We start from the raw sequence: 11,817 nt of genomic DNA, 5'->3' as shown, positions 1-11,817 counted from the left end.
TTTGCTTTCAATAAACCGATCCGAATCATCCTGTTCAAGGTGAAAGGCAAAGCGGACCGGGCGGACCGCCTCCCACCCCTGCCGGAACCGGAACAACAGGCTCTCCACATAGGCGGCGGGCGGCACGAGATCGGCATCATGAAGGAGAACCAACGGCGCAGATGCCCGGTCCACGGCCCTGTTCATTGCCAGGCTTTTGTTAAACTGGCCGCCCGATTCCATTGGCAGGAAAAGATAGGTCACATCCGCCGGGCAGTAAGGTTCATATTCCGGCGTGACAGCATACTCGACAACGATGATTTCAATATTGTCGGCTCGTTGCCCCCAAAATGCTCTGAGGACGGCCAGAAAAAGCGGCACCCGGTCCCGGCCGCCCACCGGCAGGATAACACTCATCTCAGGCGAAACAGGAGAGCCGTGACCTGCAGGGTTCTCCTGAAAGTGAATGGGCCACTCCGTCAGACAATATCGCAGCAGTCGTCCCCCGACCCCTGGAAAAAAACGGGCCACGGTTAGGAACGAAGAGTCTTCCCATGGACAGGAACGCGCCCCTTTCTCCTGCCGGCCCAAGCGTTCATGGCGGTTGCACAGGTCCACCCAGTGGTGCCCTGTTAATTGTGACAACATCGGAGACAGGACAAGCTCCGTCCTCCAGCGCTCATGGAGCCAGCAGCCAATTTTTTCCTTTAAAGACGGCATAGCAAATAACCAGCATGGCTGGGCCATGTTTGCCTACCACCTCACCATGCCTTGCTCACCAACAAGGAGATTCGCAAACCTTTTTTCCGTTATGATTTCATGAATCATTTGTATCTGTTGCGGAGCCAATTTTTCACGCCACTTCCTGTTCATATCTGCCAGGGGATAATGCTCCACAAACCACTTCATCCGCGCGGTGAAACGTAATCCGCTGAAATCAAGGACCCGGCCGATTACCTGTTGGGGCCGGGCAATAAAGTCCTCATAGCTTATCTCAAGGTAGTCCTTCCCTGGAAGCGTCTCGGCATCGGCCCAGATCTCGTCCAAAAAGAACTTCCACTGGTAGGTGACAAGCCCGAGAGGGTTGTTTCGTTTGTTGAGAAAATCATTGCGCCACTCTTCCGGCCATCCCTTTATCCACCAGTCGCGCTCTTCCCAGGTGGCGAAATCACCCTTCCGGACCCGGTTGTAATAGGAAAAGGCAACAGCCCGGCCATCCCGTACCAGGTGGATAAATTTGGCGTTGGGAAAAACCTGGCGCAGATAGACGATACGAGGGAAATCAGTATACTTTGACAGAAAATGCCCCTTGTTGAGAGAGACGCAGATGCGATTTACGGCCGACCTCAGCCTTTCAATCTCCTCCGGAAAGATATCTTCCCTGGTCCTCCTTCTGGGAGGAACCGGGCCATGTCGCTGCCATTGAAAATTTTTCAGGTAATGGTTCCAGAAATTCCACGGCTCCACCGGGTGGGGTGTGTTCGGCCGTCTTTTGATATAGTTTCGGATGCCGATCAAGGGAAGATCATAGAGCCTATTTTCCTTGGCGATCTCAAGCCGGTCCGGCTGCTGGTTCAACTTATCCGACACCCAGGCAAACCGGTTATGGGCCGCCAGGAATCGTTGAAAAACAGTGGTGCCGGACCGAGGGCACCCAATAATGAAAACCGGTTGAATCTCTTCCATTCCAGTGTGTAACAAATTATGTTGTCGGTTTCGGAAAAAAAGACACGTGCCAGTCGTCTGAAATCGTGTCGTCAGACGACCGACGTGTATCGTCTTACCAATTTGTTGAAGTTGCTCGATGGCATTTGAAACCTTTGAGCTTTTCGGAGTCTCTTTTCATTCGCTTACCTGCAAGAACATCTATTTTCGCTCGCCAATCTTTCTTGCCGGGCTTCCGGCCCATATCTCATAGGCCGGAACCGACTCCAGCACTACGGAATTGGCACCCGCCACCGCCCCGGTGCCAAGGGTCACCCCGGGCATCACTGTCACCCCAGCGCCGAGCCAGACGTCATCGGCAAGGGTCACCCCGAGTCGGCTCCGATCCGCTCCCTGCTCGATGATCAGCCGCTCTTTTTCCATGGCATGGTCGGAGCCCACCAGGGAGCAGAACTGCGAGATGAGACAATGAGCGCCTATGGTTACCGGCCCGTCCTCACAGGCACGTATATTGTTATACTGGCCGATCCATGTCCCCCGGCCAATGGTAATTCGTCCGTATCCGTTGCTGTCATCGCCGAAGGACAACGTTGTGCCCCGGCCAATCGATACCTTCTCTCCCAAGATGAGGAGTTCCCTTTGATAGGCGCAAAGTTCAAGATGATCGGACAGGACCGCGGTGGGAAAATGATGGCGGATCCGTTTCAGTTCCAGCATCTCAAAGCGCCGCTCCCCCAGATAGGCAAGCAGCTCCGGATAACGGAGCAGGGCGATAGCCCGGAAGATGTTTTTCAAAGAAGAAAGTCCCATAATCCGTTGCCCGTTTTTATTCTTCTCCCCCGAACCCGTTCAGCCCCGGCGATCCAGTTGCTTTGCCACGACCCAAAAGCCCTCATCATCGGGTGCCGAGCCGGAATGGGTATGGGGCCACTCTCCACTTGGATCGCTGACCCCGGCCCTGGTTCGCAACAGGGCTCGAAGACCCTCTGCCCCCCGCCTCCCTAAAAGGCGGTCCAACCGGCCGGCCGGCGGCTGAGCCGGTTCCAGGGCATGGCTGCCCAAAGGGGGATGTTCCGCTATCCTGGCAAAGGCCCGGCGCCAATTCCGCACCGATGTCCCAATCGTATACCGTTCCCGAATCAGTTTCTCTCCCTGGCCGGCCAGGGCCTGCCGTAGATCCGGATCTCTCGATAGCTTCTCCAGGCAGTCCGTTGCACCCCTGGTATCGCCGACATCAAAAAGCAAAACATTGTTCTTATCCTTCAAGGCACGTTCACGCCCCGAACCGACATAGGCGGAACTGACCACGGCAATTCCATGGGCCATGACCTCCCATATCACCAGGGGACCGGTCTCCCAGGATGAGGTCACCAGCAGAACATCGGCCTCCTCAAAAACCCGGGTTCGCAGTTCATAAGGGGAGAGGTATCCTAGAAATATTACCTGCTCCCGGGCAACAGCATCTGTCAGTTGTTCTGCAAGAGAGGTCTCTTCCGGACCGGTGCCGGCAATTAGCAGGGTAAAGGAAACATCCCGGGAGGCCAGGGACTTGACGATCCCCTCCAGGTCATGGATCCGCTTCTGTTCCTGTTCCAATCTGCCAACCCAGGCGATGCGCATAGCCTTGTCCGGGTTCCGGGTCGGGTTCCCCTTCCCGGGCCGGGGAAGGTCCACCCCGCATGGGGCATAATATATCCTGCTCCGTTCCATTTCTCCCACAACCGCAGCAAGCTCGCAGGCGAGCCGGTTGGTGCAGATAACCCCGTCGAGGAGGTCCCGATGGGCGGACATGTCCCGATAGAGGTCCGGCTGGATACCATGGACCGCCATGGCAACCCTCAGTTCTTTCCACCCTGCCCGCCGCAGCCTGGCAACACCTAGTATTGCATCTGGAATATTGACGCTGACAACAAGCGCGGGCCGAACTTTTTTTATGGCTTTGCAGACCGCCTGTACCCGCCCCTCGGCAGTGCCGGTCCCGCAGTAGACCGGGAGCCACTCCTGGTGGGGATGTTCGGCAAGATATCTCTCCGGGAGATGAAAGCGGGGTCCCGCCACCAGGCCGACAACGACCTCCCATCCCTGGCTGCGCAATCCCGGCTCCAGATAATCGAGCCAGGTGGCCAGCCCGCTCAGGATATAGGCGGACGGAGTGATAACTAAAATCCGTTGCGGCTTATTCACAACCCGTGCTCATTTTATGTTCATTGCCCGGTGCAGTGATTCTTCCATACGTTTCATCAACTCCTGGTCATGACATTGATAGTGGGGCCACTCCTCGCCCGGGCTGGCATGGGGGACCCTGCGCCCCAAAAGACGGCGCATCCCTTCCCAGAAAGACTCGGGCATGCCCCGTCGGCCCTTTCGATTGAGAGAGGCCGGACGGGACGGCCGGGCGAGGGGCGGCAGTTCCATACACCTGGCAAGCGCCTTGCTCCAGGAGTCGGCAAAGGTGTCCAGGGAAAAAAACCGTTCAATATGCCTTTTGGCCTGGTCGGCAAGACGGTCATACTCTTCCGGCTGGGCCAAAAGACGACAAACCAGTTGGGCCGCTCGGGCAGTATCGCCCACCGGAAAAATCCGGCTGTTAACTCCGTTTTCAAGGAGCCGGTCGGCATATACCCCCCGGAAATCGGATGCCACCACCACCACCCGGTGGGACATCGCCTCGGCCAGGGTATACCCCCACGCCTCGGAGGGCGAAAAATGGACCAGCACATCCACTTGCGGATAAAAATCAGTATTCATCTGCCTTGGTGACAACTGCCCAAGGAACCGCACCTTGCCGGGGTAGGATTCGGCCAAGGCCCGTATCTCTTCTTCCGCCTCGCCAGCCCCGGCGATCCAGAGCTCGGCAGCCGGACAATTCTTCCGCATCTCCGCAAAAAAGGGGACAAGGTCACGGGCTCTTTTGTCATCACTCAGGCGACCGGCATAGCCGACCCGATGCGGGATTCTTTTCTTCCGCTTAAGTCCGGAAGAGGAAAGGGGCACCGCATTGGCGACATGGAGAATCCTTTCCGGCTCAAACCCGGACGGCGCCTTGGCCATCACCTCGTAGCTGAGTCGGCTCACGCACACCACCATATCGATACTATCCCGGTGCTCCAACAGCGCAGCCGCCTGGGTCGGCAGGTTGCCATGGTTGGTGGCCAGCAGGCGAAATTTCTCCCCGCGATACCGCAGTCGTCGCACCGCCTCAAAGGCATCATGGAGGCAGGTCAGAATAACAACATCCGGCCGAATTGTTTTTATTGCCTTTTCAATGGCGCGGATTCGGCCCTCTTCAGTGCCGGTCCTGCCATCAAGCCAGACTGTTTTCAGGTCCGGCCGCATGGCCTCTACCTTTCGTGGGTCGTGATATTTTCTTCCCCAGGCAAGTCCGACCCGGACGTCCCAACCATGTTTACGCAGGGCCGCATTCAACATATCAACCCATGTGCCTATCCCGCAGGCGCCGGAGGCTGCCGAATAAAGAATAAGGGCTCTCTTCGGTGGGCAAGTCGTGGTCACAGTAATCCCGTTACGATGCAATACCGATAAACTCGGCAAAAGAGCGCAGGAAGTGTTCTTTATTAAACTCGGTTCTGGTTAAAGCAAACACCTGCCGGGCCGACTCGGAATAATAGTCTTGATCGGAAGCTAATTTCTTCAATCCCGCAATGATTTCTGCCGGATCAAGTGATTCACATAACATACCGACCTGATTCCGGGTACAGAAGGGGGTCAAGGAGGACTGGGGTGGGGCATGAACAAATACCGGCCGGCCGGCCGCCAGGTAGGTGCTCATCTTGGTTGGGAACGAATAGTGGGCCAGGTGGTACAATTCCGGCTCAAAAGGATGGGGGAGATAATTCACATTGCAACCGGCCAGTATTGCAGCGGCCTCCTCTGGTGATCGCCAGCCGAGGAAGTGAATATTCATCTTCTTTTTAGTGCGGAAATGAAAATTCCACCCCAGGACCTTGAGCACGACTTGCCGGCCGGCAATGTGCCAGTCACATTCTGCCAGGGCCTGCAACAAGGCTTCCCATGCACTGAGCGCATAGAGGCCGCCGGCAAAGCCGATGACAAAATCAGTGGGGGTTGAAAAACGCGCCGCCTGCTCTATGGAGTCTTCCATCCGCAGGCCATGGCGGACAATGACGGTCCTGGCCCCATACTTTTTCTTATAGTCCTTTTGCATGGTCTCCGAGACCACCGCCACCTTCTCAGACAGGCCCAGTGTTTCTCCGAACCGGGCGAGCAATTTATTCCGTGTAAAACGATCCCATTTTCTGCCCACCAAAAAATATTCAGGCGCATCCCAGACAAGGGAGAGGAGCGGGACGGATAACTGTCGGGCGACCTCCGCTCCCATGGCTATTGTCGTGGTGGTATCGAGAATCATCAATACCTTGTCAATACGGTGCTCTCTCCCAAAAGCCACCGCCTCCCTGACAAGCCTTTTCGCATCCCGTGGCAAGGCGACACTCCCGGCGATGAACACCGCAAGGAAACCCAGGATTCCGGGAAAAGGCCTATATCCATGCTCGTGTTTCCAGATACCCAAACGAATAGGCATGTTGGTCAATTCCGGAGGAGGAGTATATGAGTTTATATATTTAAAATGACAGACGGAAAAACAACATATGTGATCAGCGGGATAATTCAGGCAGATATCCCGTAATATTATCTCGCCTACGCAGCCGGTTCCAGGGGGACTACCGCCAATGACAAGAAGCCGTGGGTTTTTTTTCGAACTTGTCCTTGGCATGTTAAGCGAAATGCTCGGGAATTTTCATTGTCGGCATGGGATAAAAGTTACCTGGCCCGGCAGGCCCGGCCCATTTCCTCAAAAATATCATCCAGGCTGCGGGTGACGGACCAATCGGGAAAATGATTCTTAAGTTTTGTCAGGTCGGTGATGTAGCAGATATGGTCGCCGATGCGATTGTCGTCCACATAGGTCCAGGCCAGTTTTTTTGCCAGCGCCTGTTCCGCCCTGTCTATGGCCTCCAGCACCGAGACGGAGTTCTCCCGGCCCCCGCCCAGGTTATAGGCCTCACCGCAGCGGGGATTCTTGTAGAACTCGTGCAGGGCCCGGCACACGTCATAGGCATGAAGATTATCACGGACCTGTTTGCCCTTGTAGCCAAAAATGCGGAATTTTCTTCCCTCAAAGGTGGCCCGCATCACATAGGCGAGAAACCCGTGCAGCTCCGCAGCGCTGTGATGGGACCCGGTCAGGCAACCGCCGCGAAAGCAACCCGTTTTCATCCCGAAATAGCGGCCATACTCCTGGACCATGATATCGGCCGCCACCTTGGAGGCGCCGAACAGGCTGTGCTTGCAGTGGTCGATCCGGCAGTTTTCATCAATGCCGTTATAGTCCTCGGGCCGGGCATAGTCCCACCGGGTTTCCAACTCCTGCAAAGGAATCTCGTTGGGGGCGTCGCCGTAGACCTTGTTGGTGCTGGTAAAACAGAAGACCGCCTCGGGCCGGTATTGCCGGGTGGCCTCGAGCAGATTCAGGGTACCCACCGCATTGACGTCGAAATCATCAAAGGCCCGGCTGGCCGCCAGGTCATGGGAAGGCTGGGCCGCGGCATGGATCATCAGGTCGTAGTCGATCTCGGCGCAGAGCTTGAGCACGGCCCCCCGGTCCCGGATATCAAGATGGTGGTGGGTGAAATTATTACAAGAGGCCTGAAGACGCTTGAGGTTCCAGGTGGTGTCGCCGTCGGGCCCGAAAAAATCGGCCCGCATGTTGTTGTCCACCCCATGCACCTTCCAGCCCAGTGTGTCAAAATAGGCGGCCGCCTCGGAGCCGATCAGGCCGCTGGAGCCGGTGATGATAAGTTTTTTCGATCCTACCGATTTCATACAAAATGGTACTCCTAATTATCTGCCCCATAAAGAAAGCATTCAGTAAACAGGATTCTGTGCGTTTGGTGGTCCTTATTAACACTCAATGATCCCAGCCCAATTCTGCCGTTATTGTTCCTATAGAAGCACGTTTCATTCCAGCCGCATAACAACCAAAATGTGATCTTTCAAGTGTACTGAAAACGGGGGCCTTGTTTTATGCATCAGATGTCGCCAGCGTGGGAGAAATTGAATTGCCCGTTGAGGTATACGAAAGAGCCCACCCTTTTGCCTAAAGCCCTCGTATAAAACAGAAATCAAGTCTTCAATTTTTTCCCTCGTCCCACCTGCTCGGTGGCTAATCGGTATAATTTTTACTAACTGCGCTGAAAAACGCCGAGAGAACCAACGAAAAAATTCTGGCGATGCAAAAGAAAGATGGAGCGGCGTTGCCAAGTAATAATTCTGCGGCCCTAGCCACTGCCACGTCCATCCCCTTATATTCCCGGTACTAACAAAAAAAAGACCCCCGGGTTTTAAAAAACGAAGGGCTTGCGCTAAGCCTTTTTGAGGGTTCGGAAGGTGCTCAAACACATCAAAAAGACAGACAATATCAAATCGACCATGCCAAGGCGTGGGGTCATCACCCAAAAAATGGCCAATGATTTTTATTTGGTTGGATCGTGCCGTCAAGCAAGACTCTCTTGAAGCTTCAATTCCGTGCCTTTTCCAGGAAACAGGTAACCCTGCCAGGAAAAGTCCCTCATTGCATCCAATGTCGAGCACAAAAGGTTGATCATTTTCACCCCAGATTCGGACGAGGTACTCACGTGTTCTTCGCCAGGCTTCATTCGTCTGGAAAATATAGTTCATCTGGCCTGAAGGCATCCTTTTATAGATTGCCTCAAGTTGGCCCTCCGTAAAACAAGGGATACGCAACCCTACTCCACATTGTTGACACCTCCATAGAGAACCTGGGTTTATCCCGGCTTTGATTTCTTTGGGAAAAAACTCGACTACAGAAGAAGGAATAGGAGGACAACATCCCAATAATTGGAGTTTTTTACTTGAACAAACCCTGCATTTTCTACATGCGTCCATGAATTGAACCATAGGACCTTAACACATCAAGATTATCACCAATTCAACTTGCCATCTCAGCGATTTAACACCGAAAGTAAGTGGCCACGAAAACTTTCAGCAAAGCTCTGTTTTGTATATTTGTTTTCAACAAAAGAAACAATTGCTTCAGCCTCTTCTTGCAATGTTTTCGGGTCAACGTCTGCGGCTTGTTGTATAATTCGGCGAATTCCGTCAAGGCTACATTCTTGAATTAAAAAGCTATGCCCTCGGGTTTCCATACCTGATTCAATAGTTAATACTGGTATTAATCCTGCTTTCATCGAATTGATTACAGCACCGGGCATTCCGTCTGATGCGGAAGGAAAAACATGATAAGCACAACGCGCAGTCAGTTCCTCAAATTTTTTGCTAGTGACGTCAACCCACCCAACATGGTGAATATTGGGTGTATGATTTAATTCCTCATCATAGATGGCTACAAAATCTGACTCCCTACTCACATTCCCGCAAATCCAGAGATGATACTCCGGCAAGTCGGAAAAAACCTCCAAAAGCAAATCAAGCCCCCGATGAACAGCTCCAAAGCTTGCAAGCCAAAGAAAATGCCTTCGTGCCACCTTGTAATCTTTTCGCTCGGTCGTATTCGAAACACCAGTCACAACCGAATTTGGAAGTTTATAGATCGGAGATTGAGATATCTGCTTATATGTTTCTACCACCCAGTCGCTACCAATTACAAAAATGGCATCTGAAAACAAAGGTCCGAGGTCTCTCTCGGTTCGATAACGACGGGTAAGTTTTTTACCTTTGCGTTGGTAAAGATTTTCAATCCGTAACTCTTCTCCTGCGATTGCTTGGTCAAAAAAAGCCCCTGTTCCTAAATAAATTTTCGTACATCCCTTTGCCTTTTTTTTACAGCTACTTGTGTATGCCCGCCCAAGGCCAATCACAAGGTCGTAGTTCTTGGCATGAGGAGACCACCAGTTTCGCCAGTCCGTAACATCAACTGTAAACCCTAATGATTTAATAATTTCTGCAATTGCAAGTGTCCGCCATTGGTTGCAGTGAACGCTTCTTTGTGAGTTATCATAATTGGACAGATGAGGCTCCAACACATAACACAGAAGAGCTTTTCCTGAAGTGCCACCACCCACCCTAATTACAGGATAACTGGTATATTTTTTAAAAAAGCTCTTTATCGCGGTTCGCCCAAGAACAATCCACCGACCCCAAGCGTGCCATAGAAGGGCGCGTAAAATTCTTGCCGGAGGCTTAATCAAAATGTCCATAAATACCTCCAACACCGATTTTCGCGTTGCTTTAACCGTCATAGGAATATAACATTTGGAGCCCTCTACTTGAAGACCAAATTGAGTTTTACACCCCCGAATCCCGGTATTGCTTTTGGAAGGTTATCCCACGGTACTGCCCGAAGTATGGGATTGTGAGCACGCCGAGGATACGTAACCGTGACCTCTCCGTTGCATACTTGTACTGTTCCGCTTGTACGGACAAAATGGCGATATATCTCGGGGGCGTCGCAAGACTCAAAACCACGGAGTTTTTTGGCCAGCATACAATACAAGGTGTCGGCGATCATTGTCATGATTACATCGAATTGAACCTTGATAAGGATTGGCGAAGAGAGAGCATTCAGGTGGAAGAATTTCACTGCTTCGGCAATACCGTTTTCAACTCGCCACCTGCGTGCGTAGTTGCCCACCAAGAGTTCAACCGGAGTATCGTGGTCGTTCGAGACAAGGAAGGTAGGCTTCTCGTGGCCGTTGCCGCGGATCACCACCTGCCGGATTTTACCTTCATAACCACGAAGGATTATCAAAGAATCATGTACCAGGGGGTTGGGATATTTTCGTTTGGCATGGGGTATGGTGATCCGTTTCCATGGTGACAGTCGCTCCACTTGGTCAAGAAGCTTTTTCCCCCGACGTCGCAGGGTGATGAAATTGATCCCCAGGATGTCAAGCTCTGTGAGATGGGTATAGGTGGTGAATTTTGAGTCGAAAACAAAAGTGGGTTCCACTCCCCGGTGAATATCTCGCCAGAATGCCAGGAAATGGAGAACCTGATCATCGGTCTCGTCTTTCTTGATGTCGGCACTTGTATAGAGGATAAGCTTGGATTCAGCGTCCTGGGCAAACAGGGTCAGCGCCCCTTTCATCGTTTTATTCCGTGCCCCGGCCCAATGCTTTTCAAGCACGGACTCGTCGCCGAAATGGGGGACGGTGTGGAAGTCGAGATTAATAATGTCTCCCTTGTAAAGACCAAGGTCCGACGCCTTTTTGACAAATGCTTGTTGGAGGCGCAGGAGATGGACTCCATCCAAGGAGTATGCATACGTCGAGAGAGCCGTACACTTCGGCAACACATTGAGACCGGCGAACAACCCGAGACCCGGATCAAAGGCGTGGTCGCTCACATGAGCGTACCGCTCAGTGCCAAGAAGTTTTAGGGCCAGAAACGAGAGCAGGTAGTTCTGGGCCGGGATATACTTTGTTCCGGGAAGACCGGCACTCCGGATAATTTTATCGATATCGAATTGAGCCAGGAAGGGGGCAAAAAGAAAAACACCGGCACCGGAGGATTCCCATAGATCACCTTCAACACCGGCAGGAGATATGGTTTCGGAACGTTGCGGCACCTCAGCCTTTTTGACGGTAAGGCCTATTTTCAACCGGGTTCGCCGGGGAAGCTTTGGAAAGCCTTCTTCCGCCAACACTCGCTCAACCGTGCGGATTGAGATTTCCACGCCATCTTCATTGAGCAGTTCGGTGATGTCACCGGCGGACAAACGTTGCTTGCGCCAATCGACGATCTTTTTGCGAACCTCCTCAGAGATGCGCCGGCGCTTGGTCTTCCCTTCCGGTACAGGTTCCGAGAAATCAATCTTGCCGGTTCGGAACTGGTGACAGAGCAAACGAAAATATCCGGGTGAGTAATCAAAGCGTTCAGCCACAATTTTGGCAGGCAGACGTTCAACAAAGAAGGCCCGAAGTGCCTCATACCGTTTCTGCCAGTCAAGAGCAGGGTTTATAAAAAAGGAAGCATCACGCATGCAAACGTTATATATCGTGACGATTAAAAAGTCAACAAATAATAAGTTAAAACATGGCAAGTGGCGATAACGGTTAATATTGGTTTCGCGCCCAATCGCCTTGAAGTTGTTGACAGCAGAGGCAATAATCAAAAAACAGAGAGGGGGTGATGCGCCTACCCGAATTTGTT

General features: G+C 52.6%; 10 protein-coding genes. All 10 read right to left on the bottom strand.

Annotation, left to right across the window (positions count from 1 at the left end; translation table 11 throughout):
• The coding region (locus L3J03_02070) for a glycosyltransferase (GenBank protein MCF6289781.1) at positions 1–726 on the bottom strand (726 nt) is incomplete at its 3' end.
• A gap of 6 nt (positions 727–732) precedes the next feature.
• Complete coding sequence (locus L3J03_02065; protein ID MCF6289780.1) at positions 733–1,665, bottom strand: sulfotransferase; 933 nt, start codon at positions 1,663–1,665, stop codon at positions 733–735.
• Positions 1,666–1,845: 180 nt separating this feature from the next.
• On the bottom strand, positions 1,846–2,454 hold the full coding sequence (locus tag L3J03_02060) for an acyltransferase (protein MCF6289779.1): 609 nt from the start codon (positions 2,452–2,454) through the stop codon (positions 1,846–1,848).
• A gap of 39 nt (positions 2,455–2,493) precedes the next feature.
• Positions 2,494–3,828 carry a glycosyltransferase family 4 protein gene (locus L3J03_02055; protein ID MCF6289778.1) on the bottom strand — a complete coding sequence of 445 codons (1,335 nt, stop codon included), beginning with the start codon at positions 3,826–3,828 and terminating at the stop codon, positions 2,494–2,496.
• A gap of 9 nt (positions 3,829–3,837) precedes the next feature.
• Positions 3,838–5,073: a glycosyltransferase family 4 protein gene (locus L3J03_02050; GenBank protein MCF6289777.1), complete on the bottom strand. Its 1,236-nt coding sequence runs from the start codon at positions 5,071–5,073 to the stop codon at positions 3,838–3,840.
• Positions 5,074–5,167: 94 nt separating this feature from the next.
• Positions 5,168–6,073, bottom strand: a complete 906-nt coding sequence (locus tag L3J03_02045) for a glycosyltransferase (protein MCF6289776.1) — start codon at positions 6,071–6,073, stop codon at positions 5,168–5,170.
• Positions 6,074–6,447: 374 nt separating this feature from the next.
• A complete protein-coding gene (locus tag L3J03_02040; GenBank protein MCF6289775.1) occupies positions 6,448–7,509 on the bottom strand; it encodes an NAD-dependent epimerase/dehydratase family protein in 1,062 nt (353 codons plus the stop codon).
• A gap of 135 nt (positions 7,510–7,644) precedes the next feature.
• Entirely contained in the window at positions 7,645–8,364 is a 720-nt protein-coding gene (locus L3J03_02035; protein MCF6289774.1) for a class I SAM-dependent methyltransferase, read from the bottom strand.
• A 284-nt stretch (positions 8,365–8,648) separates the two neighbouring features.
• Positions 8,649–9,863, bottom strand: coding sequence for a glycosyltransferase (locus tag L3J03_02030; GenBank protein ID MCF6289773.1), 1,215 nt, complete (start codon positions 9,861–9,863; stop codon positions 8,649–8,651).
• Positions 9,864–9,928: 65 nt separating this feature from the next.
• Complete coding sequence (locus tag L3J03_02025) at positions 9,929–11,779, bottom strand: transposase (GenBank protein MCF6289772.1); 1,851 nt, start codon at positions 11,777–11,779, stop codon at positions 9,929–9,931.
• Positions 11,780–11,817 lie beyond the last annotated feature (38 nt).

The organism is Desulfobacterales bacterium, from assembly GCA_021647905.1.
GTDB lineage: Bacteria > Desulfobacterota > Desulfobulbia > Desulfobulbales > BM004 > JAKITW01.
The sequence above is the reverse complement of the archived record's forward strand: the minus strand, read 5'-3'. Positions and strand labels throughout refer to the sequence as shown.